The following is a 24,249-nucleotide window of genomic DNA, read 5'->3' on the forward strand; positions in this document are numbered from 1 at the left end:
TCACTACCCCTATGAATACTGCGGAGATCGCGCAGCGCTATCTCGATTTCTTCGAGAAGAACGACCACGTCATCGTCCCCTCGGCCTCTCTTGTCAGCGACGATCCGTCATTGCTGTTCACGGTTGCGGGAATGGTGCCGTTCATCCCGTATCTCACCGGCGTGGTGCCGGCGCCGCATCCGCGGATCGCCGATGTGCAGAAGTGCATCCGCACCAACGACATCGAAGAGGTCGGCAAGACGGCCCGTCACGGGACGTTCTTCCAGATGATGGGCAACTGGTCGTTCGGCGACTACTTCAAAGAGGGCGCGATCCGCTATGCCTGGGAGCTGCTCACCAGTGCCGAATCCGACGGCGGCTACGGCTTCGAGGAGAAGGATCTCTGGGTCACGGTCTACGAGACCGACGACGAGGCCGAGGCGATCTGGCGGGACATCATCGGTCTGAAGCCGGAGCGCATCCAGCGTCTCGGCCGCGCCGATAACTACTGGAACACCGGACAGCCCGGGCCGGGCGGTCCCGATTCGGAGATCTTCTTCGATCGCGGCCCCGCCTATGGCAAGGACGGCGGCCCCGCCGTCGATGACTCGCGGTTCCTGGAGATCTGGAACCTCGTCTTCATGCAGGACTTCATCGAGAACGTCCGCGGCAAGACAGAGTTCGACATCGTGGGGGAGCTGCCCCAGAAGAACATCGACACCGGTATGGGCCTGGAGCGCGTCGCGTTCCTCAAGCAGGGCGTCGAGAACATGTACGAGACGGATCAGGTGCGCCCGGTTCTCGACCGTGCCGTCGAACTCTCCGGTCGCCGCTATGGCGCGGTGCACGAAGACGACGTGCGCTTCCGCGTGATCGCCGACCACGTCCGCTCGTCGCTGATGCTGCTCTCCGACGGCGTACGGCCGTCCAACGAGGGCCGCGGCTACATCCTGCGGCGTCTGATGCGCCGCACCGTCCGCGCGATGAAGCTGCTCGGCGTGGACGAGCCCACCTTCCCCGAGCTGTTCACCGCATCGCGCGACGCGATGCAGACGGCCTACCCCGTCCTCGCGAAGGAGTGGTCGACGCTGTCGGCTTCCGCCTTCGCCGAGGAGGAGACGTTCCGCCGCACGCTCGCACAGGGGTCGACGATCCTCGACCTCGCGCTGGACGAGACGAAGAAGGGCGGCGGCGCCACGCTCAGCGGCCCTGAGGCGTTCCTGCTGCACGACACCTACGGGTTCCCGATCGATCTCACACTCGAGGTCGCCGAAGAAGCCGGTCTGTCCGTCGACCGTGCCGCGTTCGACTCGCTCATGCTGGAGCAGCGCACCCGCGCGAAGGAAGATGCGCGCAACCGCAAGCGCCAGCTGGCCGATGTCTCGGTCTACCGGGAGCTCCGCGGACTCGGCGAGACCGGGTTCGATGGCTACACCGAGCTCGAGGTCGAGTCACGTATCCTCGGCATCCTCGTCGACGGCCAGCCGGTCCGCACCGCGAGTGAGGGGCAGATCGCTGAGGTGGTGCTGTCCGAGACCACGCTCTACGCGGAGTCCGGCGGCCAGGTCGCCGACAAGGGCACCATCGTGGGTGCGGGCTTCGTGCTCGAGGTCCTCGACGTGCAGCGACCCGTCGCCGGCCTGATCAGCCACACGATCGAGGTGGCCAGCGGCAGCGTCTCGGTCGATGACGCCGCCACAACCGTGGTGGACGCCGCGAACCGTCGTGCCGCCCGTCAGGCGCACTCCGCGACGCACCTCGTGCACGCGGCGCTCCGCGACACGCTCGGGCCGACGGCGACCCAGTCCGGCTCCTTGAACCGTGCCGGGTACATGCGGTTCGACTTCGCGTGGTCCCAGGCGCTGTCGGCAGACACGCGCACCGAGATCGAGGAGATCACGAACCGCGCTGTGCAGGACGCGCTCGAGGTCACCACACGCATCATGTCGCTCGACGAGGCGAAGGAAGCCGGCGCCATGGCGCTGTTCGGCGAGAAGTACGGCGACCGCGTGCGGATGGTCGACATCGGCGGTCCCTGGTCGCGCGAACTGTGCGCGGGCACCCACGTGAACACCAGCGCCGAGATCGGCATCGTCAGCGTCGTCGGAGAATCCTCGGTGGGCGCATCCAACCGCCGCATCGAGGCTCTGGTCGGTCAGGACGCGTTCCGCGAACTGGCCGCGGAACGCGCTCTCGTCTCGCAGCTCACCAGCGCCCTGAAGACGCCGCGTGACCAGCTCTCCGAGCGCATCGCCGATCTCGCGGCGAACCTGAAGGCAGCGGAGAAGCGCATCGCGCAGTTCGAGGCCAAGGAACGCGCAGGACAGATTCCGGCGATCGCCGAGGCCGCCGTGCGCGTCGGTGCACATCGGGTGGCGGCGTTGTCGCTGGGCGAGATCGCCTCGGCAGATGACGTCCGCGAGCTCGCGCTCGGCGTGCGAGAGCGCCTCGGCGCGGATGCTGCTGTCGTCGCGCTCGGCGGGATCGTGGCCGGACGCCCGGTCGTCGTCGTTGCGACGAACGACGCGGCACGCGCTGCCGGTGCGAAGGCTGGCGCGCTCGCGAAGCGTGCTGCCGGTGTGCTCGGCGGTGGCGGTGGCGGTCGCGACGACGTCGCGCAGGGCGGCGGCACGGATGCTTCGGCACTGGCATCGGCGCTGGAGGCCATCAGCCAGGAGCTTCGCGGCGCGTGAGTGGTTTCCGACGGGGCGTGCGGCTCGGCATCGATGTCGGCAAGGCCCGAATCGGCGTCGCCCGCTGCGATCCGGACGGGATGCTCGCCTTTCCGATCGAGACGGTGCCCCGTGCCGAGACATCGCTCGGCCGGATCGCAGAGCTCGCAGAGGAGTACGAGCCCATCGAGTTCGTCGTCGGTCTGCCCGTGAATATGCAGGGTACTGACACACCGTCGACGGCAGATGCACGGACGTTCGCTGCCGACCTGCAAGCCCGCACGAAGATCCCGGTGCGCCTGGTCGACGAACGGCTCAGCACTGTTACCGCACACGCGGCTCTGCGTTCTTCGGGGAGAACCCAGAAGAACTCTCGTAGCATTGTGGATCAGGTCGCCGCCGTGGTGCTTCTGCAGCAGGCGATCGACACGGAGAAGAGCACCGGAAACCCGGCCGGTGTGGCCGTCCCGCTTGACGAGGAGTCCGCCTGAACATGGCTGAACGCGAGAATCATCCCCCCCAGCATGATTCGGATGCCCGTCTGGGCGCCCTGTTCGGGAACCTTCCGGAGCCGACCGCGCAGCTGCCGACGGTCGACACCAGCGCCCCTGTGCCCGGTTCTCGCCGGGCGGCCAGAGAGGCCGCAGAACCGCGACCGGCATCGCCGACCCCGCCGGTCGTCTCCGAAGACCCGTTCGTGACGCCCACCGCCCCGGCGCCGGTGGCCGTGTCGGAGAAGCAGGGAGGGCGTCTCGAAGACCTTTTCGATGCCCATCACGACGACGTCGATTCTCACGTACCTCCCAAGAAGCGACGCCGCGGATGTCTGATCGCGTTGATCATCGTCCTCGTGATCGTGGGCGGCATCGCGGGCGCGGGCGTCTGGGCCTGGAACACTTACGGCGACAAGATCAGCGACGCCATGGGCTGGGGTGAGCCCAAGGACTGGGAGCCGGGCCTCGCGACCGGTGAGGTCTTCGTGACGATTCGCGACGGGGACACCGGTCGCCCGGTGTCCACCGCTCTGCACGAGGCCGGCGTGACCAAGACGGAGGACGTCTTCTACGACTACCTCATCGAAGAAGCGATCGCCGTCACCTTCTACCCGGGAGTGTACCGCCTTCAGGAGAAGATGACCGCCGAGGCTGCTCTGGCAGCGCTCCGCGACGACGCCAACAAGCTGGAGAATTCGGCAAGCGTGATCGAGGGCAGCACGATCAAGGCGATGCTGCCGGGGATCGCGGAGAGCATCGGCATCCCGCTCGCAGATTTCGAAGCCGCCGTCGCCGACCCCTCGGCCTACGGAGTGACCGCAGAGTCTCTCGAAGGCTGGCTGTTCCCAGCCGTCTACACGTTCGACCCGGAGGTCACCGCCACCCAGGTGATCCAGCGGATGGTCGACCGCACCCGGGAATCGCTCACGAAGGCAGGGGTCCAGGCCGGAGACGAGCAGCGCGTGCTCACGATCGCCTCGATCATCCAGCGCGAGGGCAGCACCGCCGACTTCGACAAGGTGTCTCGGGTGATCGAGAATCGCCTCGAGGAAGGCAATCAGGAGACCCACGGGCTGCTGCAGATGGACTCGACCGCCCAGTACGGATACGGGCTCGCACACGAGGGCCCCGTTTCCAGCTGGGACTGGAACGCCGTCGTCGGCGATCAGAACCCGTGGAACACGTACAAGCACGCGGGACTGCCCACCGGTCCGATCTCGGCCCCCAGCGATGCCGCCATCGACGCGGCTCAGAATCCCGCGGATGGGCCCTGGTTCTATTTCGTCACCGTCAATCTGGATACCGGCGAGACGGTCTTCTCCGCGACGTACGCGGAGCAGCAGCAGGCCGAGGCCCGGTACAAGCAGTGGTGCCAGGACAACCCTGACGGCGGCTGCTACTGATGCACGGCGCCTGACATGGTGAATCAGCGCCGTCTCGCCGTCTGGGGTGACCCGATCGCGCACTCGAAGTCGCCGGCGCTGCACGCCGCCGCTTATGCGGTGCTCGGCCTGGACTGGGAGTACGGGCGTCTGCAGGTGACCGGAGACGGTTTCGCGGATGAGCTCGGCTCGCTGGATGAGTCGTGGCTCGGCCTTTCGTTGACGATGCCTCTCAAGGAGCATGCGTTCCGCGCGGCGGCGACGCACGACCGGCACGCCGAGATGACGGGAGCCGTGAACACGCTGCTTCTGGGCGAAGAGCTTGCGGGGTTCAACACCGATGTCGGGGGCATCATCGATGCCCTGGCTGAGCGCGGCATCACTGAAGTCCGCACGGCGCGCATCCTCGGCGCCGGCGCGACCGCGGCCTCGGCGCTGGTCGCCGTCGCCGAGATCGGCGCCATTCGGGTGGACGTGCGCGCCCGCAGGCCCGAGCGCGCGGCCGGTCTCGTCGAGCTCGGAGCGCGGCTGGGCATCGATGTCCAGGTCGCGCCGCTCGATGACGCAGCGGAAGCGGTCGACATCACCGTCGCCACCCTCCCCAGCGGGACGGTGCTCGCGGAGGAGTCGGCCGCGCGTCTCGCTCATGCCGGTGGTGCGCTGTTCGACGCCGCGTACGCACCGTGGCCGTCGGCGCTGGCGACAACGTGGGGGGAGGGCGTCGTCGTCTCCGGCCTCGGGATGCTGCTGCACCAGGCGGTGCGGCAGATTCGCATCTTCCTGAATGGCGACCCCGCGCACGTGCTGCCGGATGAGACGGCCGTCGTGGCCGCGATGCGCGCGGCACTCGAGCACCCGAAGCCGTAACCCCGGCTGCGCAACGACACGCGGACAGCATCCGGTCGGATCGCATGGGAGACTAGAGCAATGCTCCGCGTGCTCACGGCCGGCGAATCCCACGGCCCAGAACTCATTGCCGTCATGGAGGGTCTGCCCTCCGGCGTTCCGGTGTCTTCCGAGGCCATCCAGGCAGATCTCGAGCGTCGCAAGCTCGGCTACGGCCGCGGCTCGCGCATGAAGTTCGAGCAGGACGAGCTCACGATCTCCGGCGGTGTCCGCCACGGGAAGACGCTCGGCAGCCCGATCGCCCTGCGCATCGGCAACACGGAGTGGCCGAAGTGGGTGGAGGTCATGAGCCCCGAGCCGGTGGAGCTCACCGACAAGTCCCGTGGTCGTGGCGCTCCGCTGACGCGCCCGCGTCCCGGCCATGCCGACCTCGTCGGCATGCAGAAGTACGACTTCGATGAGGCACGTCCGATCCTCGAGCGCGCGAGCGCCAGAGAGACCGCCGCACGCGTCGCACTCGGCGCCATCGCCCGATCCTTCCTGGGCGAACTCGGCATCCGCCTCGTCAGCCACACGCTCTCCATCGGTCCCGTCCAGGTGCCGGCCGGATCGCCGCTCCCCACGCCGGACGACGTCGATGCCCTGGACGCCGATCCGCTGCGCTGCTTCGACGCGGCCACCTCGGCACTGATGGTCGCCGAGGTCGACGATGCCAAGAAGGAGGGCGACACACTCGGCGGCATCGTCGAGGTGCTCGCCTACGGTCTTCCGCCGGGACTCGGTTCGCACGTGCACTGGGACCGTCGCCTCGACGCGCGGCTCGCGCAGGCTCTGATGAGCATTCAGGCGATCAAGGGCGTCGAGGTCGGTGACGGCTTCGAGACCACCCGCCGCCGCGGCTCGGCAGCGCATGATGAACTCTTCGCGACGACCGACGGGATCACGCGCGGCTCTGACCGTGCCGGCGGCACCGAGGGCGGCATGTCGACCGGTACCGTGCTGCGCGTGCGCGCAGGCATGAAGCCGATCGCCACCGTTCCGCATTCGCTGCGCACCATCGACGTCGCAACCGGAGACGTCGCCACGGCGCACCACCAGCGCTCGGACGTGTGCGCAGTGCCCGCCGCCGGAGTCGTCGCCGAGGCGATGGTCGCGGTCGAGCTGGCCAACGCCGTCCTGGAGAAGTTCGGCGGCGACAGCATCCGCGAGACGCGGCGCAACTTCGACGGCTATCTCGCCGGCATCCCGGCAGAACTGCGCACTGCGCCGGCCTCCGAGGCAGCGCTCATCGCGTCTGATGTCGGAGACTGAGCCGCTCACGCTGGTCCTCGTCGGCCCGATGGCCGCGGGTAAGACCAGCATCGGCAGGCGGGTCGCTCGTCGGCTCGCGGTGCCGTTCATCGACACCGACAAGCGGATCGTGGCCGCGCACGGGCCGATCCCGGTGCTCTTCGCCGAACAGGGTGAAGCGCATTTCCGGGAGCTCGAGCGCGCCGCGGTGTCGGCGGCGCTCGATGAGGGTGGAGTGATCTCGCTGGGCGGCGGAGCGGTGACGGATGCCGGGACGAGGGAGCTTCTGCGCCCGCATCCCGTCGTCTTCCTCACCGTGTCGGCTGAGGCCGTCGCCGACCGGATCCGCGGCGGAAGCAGGCCGTTGCTCGCGGGAGACGACCCGCTTGAGCGCTGGACGAGGATCTTCGAGGAGCGCCGCGATTGGTACGACGAGGTGGCGAGCACAGTGTTCGACACCTCTCGTCGCCCGATGCAGCGCATTGCCGACGAGATCGTGACATGGAGAAGAGAGCAGCGATGACCACGACGACCATCAGCGTCACCGGGAACGATCCCTACGACATCACCATCGGACGCGGCATCCTCGATCGCGTATCGGCGGCGCTCGCGCCGACCGTGCGGAAGATCCTCGTCGTGCACCCGCCGACGCTGGCCGCCCGAGCCGCGGAACTCAGGGACCGATTGCTCGCCGATGACGAGAACGGCCCCCGTGAGGTGCTGCTGGCCGAGATCCCGGACGCCGAACAGGGCAAGCGCATCGAGGTCGCCGCGTTCTGCTGGCAGGTCATGGGACAGTCCGACTTCACCCGCACCGACGCCGTCGTCGGTTTCGGCGGGGGAGCAGTGACCGACCTCGCCGGTTTCGTCGCCGCGACCTGGCTCCGCGGCGTGCAGCTCATCCAGGTGCCCACCACGGTGCTCGGACTCGTCGACGCATCGATCGGCGGCAAGACCGGTGTCAACACCGCTGAGGGGAAGAATCTCGTCGGCGCGTTCTGGGCACCGCGTGCAGTGATCGGCGATCTCGACGAACTCGCCAGCCTCAGCGAGAACGAGGCGACAGCAGGCTTCGCCGAGGTGGTCAAGGCCGGTTTCATCTGGGCTCCCGAGATCCTCGACATCGTCGAGGCCGATCCTCGGCGCGCGGTCGACACGAAGACCGAGGAGTTCCGGCGGGCGATCGAGCTGGCGGTCGACATGAAGGCGCGCGTCGTCTCCGAGGACTTCCGAGAGGCGGGCCAGCGCGAGATCCTCAACTACGGTCACACGCTCGGCCACGCCATCGAGCACGCCGAGCGCTACCGGTGGCGCCACGGCGCAGCGATCTCGGTCGGGATGCTGTACGCCGCCGAACTCTCCCGGCTCGCGGGGCGTCTCTCCGATGACGCCGCGAACCGGCACCGCACCGTGCTCGAGTCGCTCGGTCTGCCGACGTCGTACCGGGCCGGTGCCTGGAAGCAGCTCCTCGCCACGATGCAGCGCGACAAGAAGAGCCGTGGCGGGATGCTCCGCTTCGTCCTGCTCGACGACATCGCAAAGCCCACGATCCTGCAGGCGCCGGATGAATCCCTGATGTTCGCGGCCTACCAGGAGGTCGGTGCGTGAGCTTCACCGTTCGTCGCGTCCGCGCTGACGAATGGGAGAAGGTGCGCGACCTGCGCCTGGATGCCGTGCGGGATCCGGCCGCCGCGATCGCGTTCCTGCATTCGTATGCCGACGAGGCTGCGCATCCGGACGAGTTCTGGCAGGAGCGTACCGCTGGCAACGCGGCCGGTGACTCGGTCGCCCAGTTCGTCGCGGAGGCGGAGGGGGAGTGGATCGGCACCGTCACGGTTCTCCGTTGGCGCCCGGGAGCGACCGACCATCATGCGCGTGCGGTGCTCGAAGCGCGTGGTGATGTGGTGGGCGTGTACGTGCGCCGCGGGCATCGCGGAGCCGGAACGGTCGATGCACTGCTCGATGCGGCGGCCGAGTGGGTGCGCGCCTTCGGCGACCGCGCGCTGACCCTCGACGTGCACGTGGACAATGCCCGCGCTCAGGGAGCGTATCGGCGCGCCGGATTCGTCGATACGGGTCTGCGTTTCACGGGTGTGATCGGCCCGGAGTTGGAGATGCGACGCGCTCTCGTGTGATCCGGACGGAGAAGCCTCGCGGCATGAATGCGTTGCGCCTCTCGTGCAGATCATCTACTGTGAGTGCGTCTTCGATCGTGTGACGACAGGCCCGGAGGCCGATCATGCTCGATGCTCGGATAGCGGAATGGCTCCTTGACGCCGACCCGGCATTGCGATGGCAGGTGGAGCGCGACCTTCTCGGCGCTCCCGAGGACATCTGGCAGGCGACGCGAGCCCGTGTGACCACCGAAGGCTTCGGAGCTGAGCTGCTTCGTCACCAGGATGCCGATGGCCAGTGGGCCGGCGGCCCATTCTTCCCGGCAGGGTGGGAATGGGGAAGCGGGGAACCGCAGCCATGGACAGCGACGACCTGGGCCCTCAAGGACCTCCGGGAATGGGGCATGCCCGCGTCGGCGCTGACAGGGACGGCGGAGAAGCTCTCGGCAACACGATGGGAGTACGACGACCTTCCGTATTGGGGCGGCGAGGTCGACTGCTGCATCAATTCCTGGACTCTGTCGAATGGGCTGTGGCTCGGGGCGGACGTCGACGCGATCGCCGACTGGTTTCTCGAGCATCAGCTGGGGGATGGCGGGTGGAACTGCGAATGGGTCGAGGGATCGCAGGTTTCGTCTTTCCATTCCACCCTCAATGCGTTGATCGCGCTGCTCGACTTTCAATGCAGCACGGGGGATACCGAGCGGATCAGGGCCGCACGAAGAGCTGGCGAGGAGTATCTGTTGACGAGGGCCCTGTCTCGTCGCCGATCGACGGGTGAGCCGTTCAACGAGTGGGTGTACAGCCTCGCGCATCCGCGTCGCGCCTACTACAGCGTGCTGGCTGCGGCCGATTACTTCCGCGCGGCGTGCATTGCAGATGGGATACAACCCGACCCCCGGATGGCCGAGGCCATCGAGAACATCCGTTCTCAGCGGCAGGCTGACGGGACCTGGGTCCAAGGTCATCGCCTGCAGGGCGAGGTCTGGTTCCATGTCGACGTTCCGGCCGGAGAACCGTCCAAGTGGGTGACGTTCCAAGCGACGCGGGTACTCGGGTGGTGGGATTCGGCGACTAAGGAATGATCCAGCCCTCGTAGATCGAGGCGGTGCCCGCCTGGCTGGCGGCGTCGTTCCAACGGATCAGCCACTGGCGGCGCACCTCGGTCGGTGGCCATGGCGTGTCTCTGAGCTCTGGCGGAATGAGCGGGTCGTCCCGGAGGGCGCGGTCGAGAGCGTCGGCGAGCCGGAGCTGCCGGACGAGCGCCGGCAACGAGTCGTCATCACCCTCGATCGCATGGGCGAGTGCCCCGTATGCGTCGAGGGTCGGCGCCGCATGCCAGAGGGACGAAGCGATCTCTTTTGATTCGGTCAGGCCCCGAATCGCCAGCTGCTCGGCAACGGCGGTGACGAGGTACGGCATGGCATCGGACGACAGGAGCCCTGTCAGGTCGTGCGGGCTGGCGTAGAGCCCAGTCGAGATCGGGGCGGCTCCCAGCCCGAGAAGGTCTCGACGCAGCGAATCTCGAATCGCCCGCTCGCTCTCCGGCGCACTGATCGCCACGAGGTGCCAGCATCCGTCCCACGGCGCCCGCCCTGCGTCCTGCTCGAAGGCGAGGTTGAGTCCGACTCGGTCGCGATGCATGCGCCGTTGTCCCTCATCGGTCAAGAAGATCGCCCCTGAGCGTCCGCGTCCCCGCTGCTCGATGTCGCCGCTGCCGATGAGGCGTCGAAGTGCGAGGCGGACGGGCTGGTCATCGACCCCCAGCTGGTTGGCGGTGTCGTAGATGACGGCCAGGCTCACGTCGCCGTCGAGGGGGAGGAACGCCTCGATGATCGTACGAGGTGCGATCTGCGAGTTCACGCGAGTACCGCCTTCTCCATGACGGTGTACCGTTCGAACCCGTAGACGTAACCGAGCAGTCCCAGGGAACCGGTATCGGTGGGCGAGAACCCTTGACGCCGGTACAGTTCCTCGGCGCGGACATTCGAGTCGATCACGGACAGCTGCACTGATCGCAACCGGCGCTGGCGTGCAGCCTCGACGGCTGCCGCGAGCAGCGCTGTTCCCGTCCCCTCACCGCGGCGCGCCGAATCGACGCAGATCCCGTCGAGAACCAGCGTGTGGTCTTTGCTGTTTCGTGCCAGCACGCTCAGGACGAGGGACGCCCGAATGGCTTGCCAGGTCGGCAACAGGTGGCGAAGCAGCGCCCAGGACAGATTCGCGGCGCCGAGCCCCGTCTCGAAGAAGCCGCACACCCCGGTGATGACGCCCTCGGTGCGCGCAACGAGCATGCGGTCCGGACGCATTGCGGCCTGCACCACGCGTCTACCGGTGTCGTTGCTCGTGAATGCCGGACGGAGCTTCCGATGAAACGCCTCCCAGTAGAGAGCGCCGACTTCAGCACGTTCGGATTCTTGGAAGCCGAGGGCGATCTGGTGTGCCTGCATGTCATCAATCTATCATGTACGCTACGATCGTGCACAGAATGACCCTTAAGCGACTCGCCTTTTCCATCGCCGTCGTCGCTGCGATCATCGTCGCGGCTGTCGGAGTTGCCGCCGTGGGGAATGACTATCGCTTCACACAGACCGCGGTGCAGATTCCGATGGGTGTCGGGCACCTCGAAGGGGTACTGACGACGCCGCGACAAGGCGACGCGAATGGCGTCGTCGTCGTCGTCCACGGCGACGCTGCAGTGGAGGCGACACAGGACGGCCTCTACTTCCCGTGGTTCGAAGGTGCAGCGGATGCGGGATGGGCCACGTTGTCGTGGAGCAAACCCGGGGTCGGAGGATCCAGCGGAAACTGGCTGGACCAATCCATGGATGACCGTGCGGCGGAAGTCAGCGCAGCGATCGACTGGGCGCTGGGAGAGCAGCAGGTGCCCACCGACCGCATAATTCTCTGGGGCGCGAGCCAAGCAGGCTGGGTGGTTCCGAAGGTCGTCGCCGAACGCGACGACGTCGATGGCGTTGTCGCCGTGGGCACGGCGATCAACTGGCTGTCGCAGGGACGCTACAACCTCCTCGCCGAGCTTGATCGCCGAGGAGCGACGACGGCGGAGCGCGACCAGGCGATCGCAGACAGCGATCGGGTGCGCGAACTGCTCGCAAGAGGCGCGAGCTACGACGAGTATCTGGCGGTCACGACGGAGCAGTCGCCGATGTCGGCCGATCGGTGGGCATTCGTCGGACGCAACGCGAAGGCCGATGCCACGGACGATCTTCGCGCGGCAGCCACGCGCGAGATCCCCGTTCTCCTCATGGTCGGCCTGCATGATCGGAACGTCGACGTCGGCGAGACCGAAAAGGTCTATCGTGACGTTTTCGGCACAGCGCTGACAGTGAAATCCTTCGACTCCGCGCATTCCATGGCGAGGCCCATCGTCGAAGACAACGCCGTCGTGGGCACGACCGTCGGGCTCCTCTGGCCTCGCGCGCTCCTCGCGGCGGACGTCATCGACGGGTACCGCGACTTCCTGCGAGAGATCGGCTGATAGTGTGCCGGACGTGACGATGCCCCACCGCCTGCTCCTGGTCAATGGCCCGAACCTCAACCTGCTCGGCACGCGTGAGCCCGAGGTCTACGGCACGGCCACCCTCGCCGATGTCGAACGACTCACCACGGATGCGGCGGCCGCGCTCGGATTCGAGGTGCGTGCCATCCAGAGCAACCACGAGGGCGTGCTCATCGACGCTATCCACGCGGCGCGCGAGGATTGCGCCGGAATCATCATCAATCCGGGCGGCCTCACGCACACGTCTGTTGCGCTGCGCGATGCGCTCACGGGTATCGGGCGCCCATTCGCAGAGGTGCACATCTCCGACGTGTACAAGCGCGAGGAGTTCCGGCATCACTCCTACCTGCATGACGTTGCGGCGGTGCGCGTGATCGGTCGGGGCGTCGACGGCTACGCGGATGCCGTGCGCGAACTGGTCGCTCAGCTGTAGAACCGCGGAACGCCAGGTCAGAACGGCGGGGGAGCGTTGCGCACCGACACAGAAGCGGCTCCGGCACCCCAGCGAACCTCTGAACTCAGCGCGGAAACCCCGGATGACATCGAAAGAAGTCGGCCCCCGTACAGCCATCCCGTAGAATCGACTGTCGGTCCTTCCTGACCCGGTTGCAGGGCGGCCCGCGGACAACCACACACGAACGGAACTCTCAGCGCATGGCATCTACCGCAGACATCAAGAACGGCGTCGTCCTCAGCATCGATGGACAGCTGTGGAACGTCATCGAGTTCCAGCACGTCAAGCCCGGAAAGGGCGGCGCGTTCGTCCGCACGAAGCTCAAGAACGTCATCTCCGGCAAGGTCGTCGACCGCACCTACAACGCCGGCGCGAAGATCGAGATCGAGAACGTCGACCGCCGCGACTTCACGTACCTGTACGCCGACGGCGACGGCTTCGTATTCATGGACACGTCGGACTACGACCAGATCACGGTCCCCGGGCCGACAGTCGGCGACGCGAAGAACTTCCTGCTCGAGAACCAGCAGGTGACCATCGCGCTCAACAACGGCAACCCGCTCTACATCGACCTGCCGGCATCCGTCATCCTCGAGGTGACGTACACCGAGCCGGGCCTCCAGGGAGACCGCTCCTCGGCCGGCACCAAGCCCGCCACGGTCGAGACCGGCTACGAGATGCAGGTTCCGCTGTTCGTCGAGACCGGAACGAAGATCAAGGTCGACACCCGCACCGGTGACTACCTCGGTCGCGAGAAGTAAGGCGTGGGCGCTCGTACGAAGGCGCGCAAGCGCGCACTCGACATCCTCTTCTCCGCAGATGTCCGAGGCGACGACGTCGCCGTGGCTCTCGCCGCCGAAGCCAAGCGCGCTGTCAGCGAACCCGCCCGCGAGGGGTCGTGGCTGTACGCCCGCGAGGTCGTCGACGGCATCATCGACCACAGCGACGAGATCGACGAGCTGATCACCACGCACAGCCGTGACTGGAAGCTCGAGCGGATGCCCGCGGTCGACCGCGCGCTGCTGCGGATCGGCACCTGGGAGATCATCTACAACGCCGAGGTGCCCACCGCGGTCGCCATCGACGAGGCCGTCGAGCTCGCCAAAGAGTTCTCCACCGACGATTCCGGCGCCTTCGTGCACGGTGTGCTCGCCCGGGTGGCTCGCGCCGCCTGAGCGGACACCGCAATCCGGATGTCGGATGCGGTGGGGAGGATGAAACCATGTCCGCACCCCACGTCGATCTCCGAGATCTCCTGCGGATCACGGATGCCGGCGGCTACAAGCGCGGGCTCGCGTACTTCCGCGAGGGGAACGTGCTCCGGGTCGTCTGGGATGAAGAGACCCAGCAACTCGGTGCTCAGGTGCGCGGAAGCCACGACACTCCGTACCGCACAGAGGTGCGTTTCTCACCGACCGGCGGCAAGCGGGCGATCCGATCGACGTCGTGCACCTGCCCGCTGCGCTCCGGGTGCAAGCACGTCGTGGCGACGCTGCTGTCGTCGAACACGGGCGCCGACGCGGACCGCGCTGCGGCGCTGACGGTACCGCCGTCGCAGCCTCCGCAGCCCTCCGCACCCGCCTGGAAGTCGCTCCTCGGCCGCACGGCGGTCGATCGAACGGTGCCGCTCGCCCTCGGCGTCGAGCTGCGTCACCGCGCGGCCAAAGGCGACAACCACTGGGCACCGCGTCCGGTGAGGTCCGCCACCGCGCGAGACGTCGCGAAGGCGGAAGGGGAGCTCCTCCTCGGCATCCGTCCGCTGATGCGGAGCAGTTCGACCGGCGCCTGGATCCAAGGCCATGCCGCGTGGGACGTCGTGCGTCGTGATGCGATCCAGTTCGGTCGGACTCAGACCCGCTGGTTCGCCGACCTCCTCAGCATCGCCCGCGATTCGCTGCTCTCCGGAAACGCCGGCGAATGGCTGATCGTGGATCAGATCGAATCGAATCTGCTCTGGGCGCACCTTCGCGCAGGATCGGCCGCCGGTATCCCGCTGGTACCGAGCCTGAAGAGCACGACGGTGGCCCTCGCCGATTCCGGGTCGATCTCCGCCCGCGTCACCCGCGCAGATGATGGCGGTCTCGCTGTCGACGCGGACATCGTCATCGACGGCAGTGAAGTTCCGTCAGCGACCGTGCACGCCATCGGGCACTCCGGCGTCTATGTGGCGACTGTGCGGGGGAGTCGCATCGAGGTCACTCTCGCCGAGGTCCCGCTCAGCGATCCGGTGCGTGCCCTGCTCGACGCAGCTGGGTCCATTCCCGTCCCGGCCGCCGACGAGGCGGCTTTCCTGCACGACGTGTACCCGGCGTTGGCGCGAAGGGTGCGGGTTGAGGCGGTCGGAGCCGTGCAGTTGCCGGTCATGCCGCTCCCGCAGCCGACGCTGGTCCTCTCGTTCCATCGCGGCGATGTGGTGAAGTTCTCCTTCGAGTGGACCTATGAGGGGCACGGCCGCGTACCGTTCGCTCCGTCGGCGGATGCGGTGCGCGACCAGACCCTCGAGATCGAACGCCGTCGCGTGCTCGAGACGCTCTGGCAGGAGCAGTACGGCGAGCCGTTCGCGGAATCAGGGTCCTTCGCAGACGTCGACGCTGCCGAATTCGTCACACACGTCGTACCGGGGCTCGAGGCGCACGGGGTTCTCGTCGTCGCAGACAAGCGCAAGACCTATCAGGAACTCACCGGTGATCCGGAGATCACCGTCTCGACGGTCGAGAGCACCGATCCGGACTGGTTCGACCTCGGTGTCATCGTCAAGATCGACGGACGCAATATTCCCTTCGGGCCGTTGTTCACCGCGCTCAGCAAAGGGAAGAAGAAGCTCCTGCTCGTCGACGGCAGCTATTTCTCGCTGAACCATCGAGCCCTCGACCAGCTGCGCGAACTGATCGACGAGGCAGCCGAGCTGAACGAGTGGGAGACCGGACCGCGGATCAGCCGCTATCAGACCGATCTCTGGGAGGAGTTCGAGGATCTCGCCGACGAGGCTCTTCCTGCCGTCAGCTGGCGTGCGACGGCGGACGGACTGCGGGCGGCGACCGAGGTACCCCCGAGTCCACTCCCGAGCGGACTCCAGGCCGAACTGCGGCCGTACCAGAAGGCCGGGTTCGACTGGCTCGCCTTCCTCTGGCAGCACCGGCTCGGCGGTATTCTCGCCGACGACATGGGGCTCGGCAAGACGCTGCAGCTGCTGACACTCGTGCTGCATGCGCGCGAGTCGGGGGAGCGTCGCCCCTTCCTGGTCCTTGCTCCCACGTCGGTGCTCGCGACCTGGTACGCAGAGGCCGAACGATTCGCGCCGTCGTTGCGGGTGCGCATCCTGGAGAGCACCTCAGGCAAGCGCGACGACTCTCTCCGCGAGGCTGCGGCCGAAGCCGACCTCGTCGTGACGTCGTACACGCTCGCGCGGCTCGACGAGAGGGAGTTCGCCGACATCGAATGGGCCGGGCTCATTCTCGACGAGGCGCAGTTCGTGAAGAATCCGAAGACGAAGCTGCATCGCTCGATCGCCGGATTCCGAGCCGACGTGACCTATGCCGTCACCGGCACCCCGCTGGAGAACAGCCTCAGTGAGCTGTGGGCGCTGCTCAAGCTCGCGGCGCCCGGTCTTTTCGCGTCGGCGCGGAAGTTCCGCGAGGAGTACATCCAGCCGATCGAGAAGGGCAAGGTCCCGGAGAACGAAGAGGGCGGGGAGTACCGGCAGCGGAGGATCGAGCGGCTGCGCCGTCGCATCCGTCCGCTCATGCTGCGCCGCACCAAGGAACTCGTCGCACCCGATCTGCCGGAGAAGCAGGAGCAGCTGCTCGAGGTGGAATTGAGTCCAGCGCATCGCGCCCTCTACGACGTGGTGCTGCAGCGTGAGCGGCAGAAGGTGCTGGGGCTGCTGGCAGATCTCGATCGCAACCGCTTCATCGTCTTCCGCTCGCTCACGATGCTGCGGATGCTGAGTCTCGCGCCCGGTCTCGTCGACGAAGCCGACGCGAAACTGGGCTCGCAGAAACTGGACGTGCTCCTGGAACGGGTCATCGAGCTGCAGGCCGAGGGGCACCGCGCTCTGGTGTTCAGCCAATTCACCTCGTTCCTCGCTCTCGCCGCCGCACGTCTGGAGCAGGCCGGAATCCCTTACGCCTACCTCGACGGTTCCACGCGCAAACGACAGCAGGTCATCGACGGGTTCCGGTCGGGAGAGCAGCCAGTGTTCCTGATCAGCTTGAAGTCCGGCGGGTTCGGGCTGACGCTGACCGAGGCCGACTACGTGTTCATGCTGGACCCGTGGTGGAATCCGGCAGCCGAGGCTCAGGCGATCGACCGTACGCACCGGATCGGTCAGACCCGGCCGGTGATGGTCTACCGGATGATCTCGAGCGGAACCATCGAGGAGAAGGTGCTGGCCCTGCAGCAGCGCAAGGCGCGGCTGTTCACCGCCGTCATGGACGACGAAGCGCTTTTCGCGCAGGCGCTGACGGCAGACGACATCCGCGGTCTGTTCGACTCCTGATTCGTGCAGCCGACGTGTTTCCGGCATGTGACGGGACGCTAACGCCGCGGCGCTGACCGGCGTGACATGGAAGTGACACAGCGGTAACTCGCGGTGCGGGGTGCCGAAACACGCGCTCCCTAGCATCGGTCTCGAGCCCCCCGGATGCCCCGCATCCGGTCGACCCCCGCTCGATCGCACCGCTCGTCCAACACAGGGAGCCCGCATGGTCAGCACTGAAACCTCGCACCCCATCGACACCTCCGGCATCGCAACGGCCTCCTCGACCACGCTCACGCGTCGTCCAGGGCGCTGGATCGACGGATTCGACCCCGAGAACACCGACTTCTGGGAGTCGGAAGGGCGCTCGATCGCCCGTCGCAACCTCGGCTGGTCGATCTTCGCCGAGTTCCTCGGCTTCATCGTCTGGCAGCTGTGGAGCATCGTCGTCGTGATGCTCCCGGCAGCGGGCTTCGCCTTCACCAGCGCCGAGACGTTCTGGCTGATCTCGCTGCCGAGCCTCGTCGGCGCGACGCTCCGCTTCCCGTACACGTTCATGGTGCCGAAATTCGGCGGGCGCAACTGGACGATCGTGTCGGCCGCGCTGCTGCTCATCCCCGCCATTCTGCTGAGTTTCGCCGTCGGCAACCCGGAGACGCCGTTCTGGGCGATGCTCGCGATCGCGGCCCTCGCCGGCTTCGGCGGCGGCAACTTCGCGAGCTCGATGGCGAACATCACCTACTTCTTCCCGCAGAAGGAGAAGGGGTGGGCGCTCGGCCTCAACGCCGCCGGCGGAAACCTCGGCACCTCCGTCGCTCAATTCGTCGTGCCGATCGTCGTCACCGCCGTCGCCGGTGTGACTCTCCTCCCGCTGGCCGGCTGGATCTGGGTGCCGCTGATCCTGATCGCGATCTGGGGCGCCTGGCGGTACATGGACAACCTGTCGTCCGCCAAGGCCGACTTCGCCGGCTCCGCCGCTGCCCTTCGCGAACCGCACCTGTGGCTGCTCGCGCTGCTCTACATCGGCACGTTCGGCTCGTTCATCGGGTTCGCGAGCGTGTTCCCGAAGCTGATCGCCGATCAGTTCCCCGAGTTCTCCGCGATTCAGATCGGCGCGGCCGGAGTGTCGCTCGCCTTCCTCGGCGCGCTCGTCGGCTCGCTGTTCCGTCCGCTCGGTGGCCGGCTCTCTGATCGCTTCGGCGGAGCGCGGGTGACGATCGGAGCATTCGCGGTCATGGCGGCCGGTGCCTTCGGAATCATCGGCGTTCTCGCGCTCAACGAGTTCTCTCTGTTCCTCGCCTGCTTCCTCGTGCTGTTCGCGGCCACCGGGATCGGCAACGGCGCGACGTACCGGATGATCCCCAGCGTGTTCCTCGCCCGCGCCGCGGCCACCGGCATGACCGACATCGGAGCGACCCAGCGCAAGGCCGCAGCTGCCCTCGGACTGATCTCGGCGATTGGCGCCTACGGCGGGTTCGTGATCCCGCAGGTGCTGAACGCCTCGCAACAGGCATCCGGCGGCTACCAGCCCGCCTTCGTCGGCTTCGGCATCGCCTACCTCCTGCTGCTGACGCTCACGGTCGTCATGTACGTGGTGCCCCGCGCATCGCTCGCCCAGCGTCAGGTCTGACTGTGACGGCGCCGGATGCAGCGCTGCGGGTGGTCGTGGTCGGATTCGGCCCGGTCGGCGCACGGTTCTGCGAGGAGCTGCTGCCCGGCGTGCGATCGGGGAGCATCGAACTCACCGTCGTCGGTGCGGAGTCGGAGGCTCCGTACAACCGGGTCCTCATCGCCGAGGTGGCGGTCGGACATGCCGAGTTCGACGACATCGTGCTGCACGACCCGGCCGAGATCGTCGAGGCGGGAGCCCGGGTCCTTTCCGGAACCCGAGTCGTCCGCATCGGCCGAGAGCAGCACGAGGTCGAACTCTCGACCGGTGAACTGCTGTCGTACGACCGGCTCGTCCTCGCGACAGGCGCGCGATCGAACATCCCGACGCTCGTCGGCGTCGAACGCCGGGCATACGACGCCGCAGCACTGGCACGTGCGGGGGCCGGCGTGATCGGAGCCGACCCCGCACTGCCGGAGGGCGTGACGGTGCTGCGCGACCTGGCGGATGCCGACCGGATCGGGTCGGCCATCCGGTCCGGCGCCCGCATCGTCGTCCTCGGCGCCGGCGTGCTCGGCCTGGAGTTCGCCCTCCTCGCCGCCCGCGCCGGGGCGCAGGTCTGCGTCGTGCATCACGGTCCCACCCCGATGCCGCGCAACCTCGACCGCGGTGCCGGTACGGTGCTCGCCAGAAGTCTGCGCGACGCGGGTGTCGCCGTGCTCGCGCACAGCGTCGCCGAGTCCGTCGCCTTCCATGCGGAGGAGGCCGGTGTCCGCCGCTTCGACGCACTCGTCACCGCCGATGGAAACTATGTGCGCGGCGATCTGCTCGTGATGTCGTGCGGCGTGGGCGCGAGGGCAGAACTCGCCACGGCGGCGGGGCTCCGCACCGCGGCCGGCGTCGTGGTCGACAGCTCACTGCGCTCGTGGACCGATCCCGACGTCTACGCCATCGGCGACTGCGCGCATGTCGTCGATCCCGAGCTCGTCCGCGATGCGGGGGACCGCCTGCCCGGCGCGCCGTCCGGACTCATCGGACCGGGCTGGCGCCAGGCCGAATGGCTGGCCGCGCAGCTCAGTGCGGAAGCCGACGGCGGATCCTTCCAGGACGGTCCGCCGGTGGAGCGCCCGGCGGTCGTCATGCTGAAGGGCGAAGGCGTCGACGTGGTCGCGGTCGGCGACGTCAGCATCGAACTCTGGGACACCCCGCCCTACGGGGAGTCCGGACCGCATCGGCACGTGGCGCAATGGGCTGATCCGCAGCATGGCCGCTACGTGAAGATGGTCTCGCGAGACGGAGTCCTCGAGGCGTTCGCCAGTGTGGGGATGCCGCGCACGGCCGCAGAGCTGACGGTGCTCTACGAGCGCGGGGGCGAGCTTCCCTCCGACCGCTCGCTCCTGCTGCGTCTCGACGGTCCCGATGACGACCCGAGCACAGGTGGCGACGCATTCGCGCCGACCGCGACCGTCTGCTGGTGCAACGGCGTCACCGTCGAGCGTGTGGAGGCCTCCGTCCAGGCAGGGAACGCCACGGTCGCGTGCGTCGGCAAGGACACCCGCGCCGGCACGGGATGCGGCGGCTGCAAGGGCCGTCTGGCCGAGCTCATCGAGCGCTTCGATTCGCCGCTTCTGGCGCCGTCCGCATGACCGCCGGCGTCGAGACCCACTGCCCGTACTGCGCCCTGCAGTGCGCGATGACGCTCCTGCCGAAGCTGCCGGGAACACCGGATCACGATCCTCGTCTGACCGTCGAAGGTCGCGCGTTCCCGACGAACAGGGGCGGGCTCTGCAAGAAGGGCTGGACGTCGTCGACCCTGCTCGACGCGGCCGACCGCGTCATGCATCCCCTCGTCCGCAACGACGACGGCGAGCTGCGGCCCGCGACCTGGGACGACGCCCTCGATCTCGTCGCCGAGACGCTCCGCCGCGTCCGCGCACAGCATGGCGCCGACGCCAACGGAGTGTTCGGCGGCGGTGGCCTCACCAATGAGAAGGCCTACCAGCTCGGCAAATTCGCCCGCATCGCACTCGGCACCTCGCGCATCGACTACAACGGCCGCTTCTGCATGTCCTCTGCGGCCGCGGCATCGAATCGCGCGTTCGGAGCCGATCGCGGGCTGCCGTTCCCGTTGACCGATCTCGACGCCGCGCACACCGTCCTGATGCTGGGGTCGAACGTGGCCGAGACGATGCCGCCGTTCCTGTCGCACATCGAGGGGGCGCGCGCGGCCGGCGGGCTGATCGTCGTGGATCCGCGCCGCAGTTCCACCGCACGTCTGACGGACGACGACCAGGGGATCCACGTCGCGCCGGCCCCCGGCACAGATCTCCCGCTGCTGCTCGGGCTGATCCACATCGTCATCTCCGAGCGGCTCCACGACGCCGAGTACATCCGCGAGCGGACGGTCGGCTTCGCCGCGCTCCGTCGCTCGGTCGCCGGCTGGTGGCCGGAGCGAGTGCAGCAGGTGACGGGCGTGCCGGTCCCCGTGCTGCGGCAGGTGGCGCGTCGGCTGAGTTCGGGACTGCCCACTTACATCCTGACCGGTCGCGGCGTGGAACAGCATGTCAACGGCACCGACACCGCCACCGCCGCCATCAACCTGGCGCTCATCCTGGGCCTGCCCGGTAAGCCGGACTCGGGATACGGCACGCTCACCGGACAGGGGAACGGTCAGGGCGGTCGCGAGCACGGCCAGAAGTCCGATCAGTTACCCGGCTACCGCAAGATCACAGACCCAGAGGCGCGGGCACACGTGGCGGCGGTGTGGGGTGTGCATCCGGACGACCTCCCAGGACCCGGGCTGCCGGCGGTGCAGCTGTTGGCCTCCATCGGCTCTCCTGAGGGCATCCGCACGCTCCTCGTGCACGGATCGAACCTGTCTGTCTCGGCACCGAACGCCGGAGACGTCCGTGAACGACTGCGCAGCCTCGAGCTGCTCGTCGTCTGCGACTTCTTCCTCTCCGAAACCGCCAGGCTCGCCGACGTCGTGCTCCCGGTGACGCAGTGGGCCGAGGAGGAAGGGACCATGACGAGCCTCGAGGGGCGCGTCATCCGGCGCCGGAGGGCGATCGATCCGCCCTCCGGCGCGCGCAGCGAACTGTGGATCATGGCCGAGCTCGCCAGACGGCTGGAGGCACCTGGACGCTTCGACCTGAACCCGGCGGATGTCTTCGACGAGCTCGCCCGCGCATCAGCCGGTGGCATCGCGGACTACTCCGGCCTGAGCCATGCACTGCTCGACGAGGGAATCGCGGCGTACTGGCCGTACCCGGTCGGCTCCGTCGGCACCCCGAGGCCGTTCGAGAACCGCTTCGCGCATCCCGACGGCCTGGCCAGGATCGTCGCCGTCTCGGTCGCGCGCCCTGCCGAGTCCGCAGCGACCGGAGACGAGCTCACGCTCATCACCGGCCGACTCCTCGAGCACTACCAGTCCGGCGCTCAGACGCGCCGCGTGCCGGAGCTGATGGCCGCGCGCCCACGGCTCGAGGCGACGCTGCACCCGGCGACGGCCGCCGATCGCGGTCTGGCGGACGGCGACGACATCGAGGTGTCCAATGCCCGCGGCGTGGTCCGCGCACGGGTGACGACGACCACCGGCATCCGCCCTGACACGGTGTTCCTGCCGTTCCACTTCCCTGACGAGCACAGCGCGAACCTCCTCACCAGCGACGCCACCGACCCGCTGTCGTCGATGCCGGAGTTCAAGAGGGCGGTCGTGCGGATTCACGCCGCCATCGACGGCGCACCCTGATCCCGGCTCGGTCTCCGCGGGCGCACAGAGAGGCCTGGGTAGAATCGAGCGGTCCACTTCAGAAGGAGCGCAATGCGGATCACGGGACTCGGCCACGCCGGGATGTTCATCGAGACGACCGGCGGAAACATCATCTGCGACCCCGTGCTCGGGCCCTCCTTCTTCGGCTCCTGGTTCCCGTTTCCCGACAACCGCGGCCTCGACTGGGAGCGCTTCGGACGCGAAGCGGACTTCCTCTACATCTCGCATCGTCACCGTGACCACTTCGACCCGAAGCTGCTGGAGCGGTACATCCGCAAGGACATCGAAGTGCTTCTTCCGGAGTACCCGATCGATGACCTGGAAAAGGACATCCGCGCGCTCGGCTACGAGAACATCACCTACGCGCCCGCTGGCGAGGTCATCCAGCGCGGTGACCTGAAGATCATGATCACCCCGTTGCGTGCGCCCAGCGACGGACCGATCGGCGACTCCTCGCTGAGCGTCGACGACGGCACCGGGTCCGTGCTGAACCAGAACGACTCGCACCCGCTCGACCTGGAGAAGCTGTTGGACTTCGGCACGCCGGACGCGTACTTCACGCAGGTGTCCGGTGCCATCTGGTGGCCGATGGTCTACGACCTGCCGCTGGACGCCAAGCAGAACTTCGCCCAGCTCAAGCGCGATGCGCAGAACAAACGCGCGATGTACTACATCGAGAAGGTCGACGCTCCGCACGTCTTCCCGATGGCGGGCCCGCCGATGTTCCTCCGTGACGAACTGTTCGACTTCAACGGGCTGGGCAGGAACGGCGAGTCGATCTTCACCGATCAGAAGCAGTTCCTCGCGCACATGAAGGAACTGACGCCGCAGTACGACGGACACCTGTTCGTCCCCGGCACTGTGGTGACCGTTGCGGACGGTGAGGTCTCGACGGAGCAGTCCCTCTACACGGATGCCGAGATCGCGCACGTCTTCGACGAGAAATGGGAGTACCTCGAAGCGCAGCGAGCGAGCCGCCAGCAGGAGATCCGCGACGAGGAGGCATCGCGCGCGGAGATCATCCCGCCCGCCGAGATGCTCGACGCCCTCAAGACCTGGTGGGAGCCGCTGCTGAAGAAGTCGCGCACCATCCGTCTCGGTGTCGGCGGATGCGTGCGGTTCCGCATCGGCGACCTCGACATGGTCGTCGACTTCCCCCGCGCGAAGGTCCGGGAATACGCGGGGGAGGAGTGCATCTACTGGTACACGATCCCCGCCGATCTCGTCTCGACGAACATCCGCGACCACGAGATCGACTGGTCGAACTCGATCTTCCTGTCCATGCAGTTCCAAGTGGGCCGCAGCGGCAAGTTCAACGAGTTCCTCACGACTTTCCTCAAGTGCCTCTCGGTCGACCGCATCGAGTACGTCGAGAACTGGTACTCCGAGCAGACCGATCAGACCGAGGACGCCGAGGTCGGCGACTGGATCGTGCAGCGCCGCTGCCCGCATCTGCGCGCTGACCTGACGAAGACCGGAAAGGTCGATGAGAACGGCATCCTCACCTGCAGCATGCACGACTGGAAGTGGGACCTGAAGACCGGTCGCTGCCTGTCGACGAGCGGTCACGCGATCCGCTCGACGAAGATCGACGACGTCACCGATGAGGCGCTGCGTCCGGCGGTCTGATCCGCAGGTTC

The 24,249-nt window shown here is 67.5% G+C and carries 20 protein-coding genes; 18 read left to right on the forward strand and 2 right to left on the reverse strand.

Translation table 11 applies throughout. The features are described 5' to 3' along the window. The first annotated feature begins 11 nt into the window (after positions 1–11). The 9 genes from alaS (at position 12) to LTA6_RS15705 (ending at position 9,862) form a co-directional block, all read left to right on the forward strand. On the forward strand, positions 12–2,672 hold the full coding sequence (alaS, locus tag LTA6_RS15665) for an alanine--tRNA ligase (RefSeq protein WP_341974718.1): 2,661 nt from the start codon (positions 12–14) through the stop codon (positions 2,670–2,672). Continuing rightward, positions 2,669–3,142, forward strand: coding sequence for a Holliday junction resolvase RuvX (gene ruvX, locus LTA6_RS15670; RefSeq protein ID WP_341974720.1), 474 nt, complete (start codon positions 2,669–2,671; stop codon positions 3,140–3,142). Before alaS ends, ruvX begins: the two co-directional genes overlap by 4 nt. Before the next feature lie 2 nt (positions 3,143–3,144). Continuing rightward, positions 3,145–4,548 carry an endolytic transglycosylase MltG gene (gene mltG, locus LTA6_RS15675; protein ID WP_341974723.1) on the forward strand — a complete coding sequence of 468 codons (1,404 nt, stop codon included), beginning with the start codon at positions 3,145–3,147 and terminating at the stop codon, positions 4,546–4,548. 15 nt (positions 4,549–4,563) lie between these two features. After that, positions 4,564–5,394, forward strand: coding sequence for a shikimate dehydrogenase (locus LTA6_RS15680; RefSeq protein WP_341974724.1), 831 nt, complete (start codon positions 4,564–4,566; stop codon positions 5,392–5,394). 60 nt (positions 5,395–5,454) lie between these two features. Next, on the forward strand, positions 5,455–6,684 hold the full coding sequence (gene aroC / locus LTA6_RS15685; RefSeq protein ID WP_341974725.1) for a chorismate synthase: 1,230 nt from the start codon (positions 5,455–5,457) through the stop codon (positions 6,682–6,684). Continuing rightward, complete coding sequence (locus LTA6_RS15690) at positions 6,671–7,186, forward strand: shikimate kinase (RefSeq protein ID WP_341974726.1); 516 nt, start codon at positions 6,671–6,673, stop codon at positions 7,184–7,186. Before aroC ends, LTA6_RS15690 begins: the two co-directional genes overlap by 14 nt. Then, the gene (aroB, locus tag LTA6_RS15695; RefSeq protein ID WP_341974727.1) at positions 7,183–8,271 is read left to right on the forward strand and encodes a 3-dehydroquinate synthase; all 1,089 of its coding nucleotides are present in this window, start codon (positions 7,183–7,185) and stop codon (positions 8,269–8,271) included. Before LTA6_RS15690 ends, aroB begins: the two co-directional genes overlap by 4 nt. Continuing rightward, positions 8,268–8,798, forward strand: a complete 531-nt coding sequence (locus LTA6_RS15700) for a GNAT family N-acetyltransferase (RefSeq protein ID WP_341974729.1) — start codon at positions 8,268–8,270, stop codon at positions 8,796–8,798. Before aroB ends, LTA6_RS15700 begins: the two co-directional genes overlap by 4 nt. A 104-nt stretch (positions 8,799–8,902) precedes the next feature. Beyond that, complete coding sequence (locus tag LTA6_RS15705; RefSeq protein WP_341974732.1) at positions 8,903–9,862, forward strand: squalene cyclase; 960 nt, start codon at positions 8,903–8,905, stop codon at positions 9,860–9,862. Here the strand turns inward: LTA6_RS15705 and LTA6_RS15710 are convergent. Both LTA6_RS15710 and LTA6_RS15715 read right to left on the reverse strand, forming a co-directional pair. Further along, complete coding sequence (locus LTA6_RS15710) at positions 9,852–10,640, reverse strand: PaaX family transcriptional regulator (protein ID WP_407358230.1); 789 nt, start codon at positions 10,638–10,640, stop codon at positions 9,852–9,854. The two genes, LTA6_RS15705 and LTA6_RS15710, sit on opposite strands and share 11 nt — an antisense overlap. Then, a complete protein-coding gene (locus LTA6_RS15715; protein WP_341974735.1) occupies positions 10,637–11,227 on the reverse strand; it encodes a GNAT family N-acetyltransferase in 591 nt (196 codons plus the stop codon). Before LTA6_RS15715 ends, LTA6_RS15710 begins: the two co-directional genes overlap by 4 nt. Before the next feature lie 38 nt (positions 11,228–11,265). Between LTA6_RS15715 and LTA6_RS15720 the strand changes: the two genes are divergently transcribed. From LTA6_RS15720 to LTA6_RS15760, 9 genes are all read left to right on the forward strand, one after another. Beyond that, positions 11,266–12,276 carry a serine aminopeptidase domain-containing protein gene (locus LTA6_RS15720; protein ID WP_341974736.1) on the forward strand — a complete coding sequence of 337 codons (1,011 nt, stop codon included), beginning with the start codon at positions 11,266–11,268 and terminating at the stop codon, positions 12,274–12,276. A 19-nt stretch (positions 12,277–12,295) separates the two neighbouring features. Beyond that, positions 12,296–12,730: a type II 3-dehydroquinate dehydratase gene (gene aroQ, locus LTA6_RS15725; protein ID WP_341978422.1), complete on the forward strand. Its 435-nt coding sequence runs from the start codon at positions 12,296–12,298 to the stop codon at positions 12,728–12,730. 221 nt (positions 12,731–12,951) lie between these two features. Then, on the forward strand, positions 12,952–13,512 hold the full coding sequence (efp, locus tag LTA6_RS15730; RefSeq protein ID WP_341974740.1) for an elongation factor P: 561 nt from the start codon (positions 12,952–12,954) through the stop codon (positions 13,510–13,512). Positions 13,513–13,515: 3 nt separating this feature from the next. Next, on the forward strand, positions 13,516–13,926 hold the full coding sequence (gene nusB / locus LTA6_RS15735; RefSeq protein ID WP_341974742.1) for a transcription antitermination factor NusB: 411 nt from the start codon (positions 13,516–13,518) through the stop codon (positions 13,924–13,926). A 47-nt stretch (positions 13,927–13,973) separates the two neighbouring features. Continuing rightward, entirely contained in the window at positions 13,974–17,249 is a 3,276-nt protein-coding gene (locus LTA6_RS15740; RefSeq protein ID WP_341974744.1) for a DEAD/DEAH box helicase, read from the forward strand. Between the two features lie 205 nt (positions 17,250–17,454). Continuing rightward, complete coding sequence (locus tag LTA6_RS15745; protein ID WP_341974746.1) at positions 17,455–18,858, forward strand: nitrate/nitrite transporter; 1,404 nt, start codon at positions 17,455–17,457, stop codon at positions 18,856–18,858. 2 nt (positions 18,859–18,860) lie between these two features. After that, a complete protein-coding gene (locus tag LTA6_RS15750; RefSeq protein WP_407358231.1) occupies positions 18,861–20,483 on the forward strand; it encodes an FAD-dependent oxidoreductase in 1,623 nt (540 codons plus the stop codon). Then, on the forward strand, positions 20,480–22,588 hold the full coding sequence (locus tag LTA6_RS15755; protein ID WP_341974749.1) for a molybdopterin oxidoreductase family protein: 2,109 nt from the start codon (positions 20,480–20,482) through the stop codon (positions 22,586–22,588). The genes LTA6_RS15750 and LTA6_RS15755 overlap by 4 nt, the downstream gene beginning before the upstream one ends. 72 nt (positions 22,589–22,660) lie before the next feature. Next, positions 22,661–24,238, forward strand: coding sequence for a Rieske 2Fe-2S domain-containing protein (locus LTA6_RS15760; protein WP_341974751.1), 1,578 nt, complete (start codon positions 22,661–22,663; stop codon positions 24,236–24,238). The last annotated feature ends 11 nt before the right edge of the window (positions 24,239–24,249 follow it).

It is taken from the genome of Microbacterium sp. LTA6, from assembly GCF_045690355.1.
Taxonomy (GTDB): domain Bacteria; phylum Actinomycetota; class Actinomycetes; order Actinomycetales; family Microbacteriaceae; genus Microbacterium.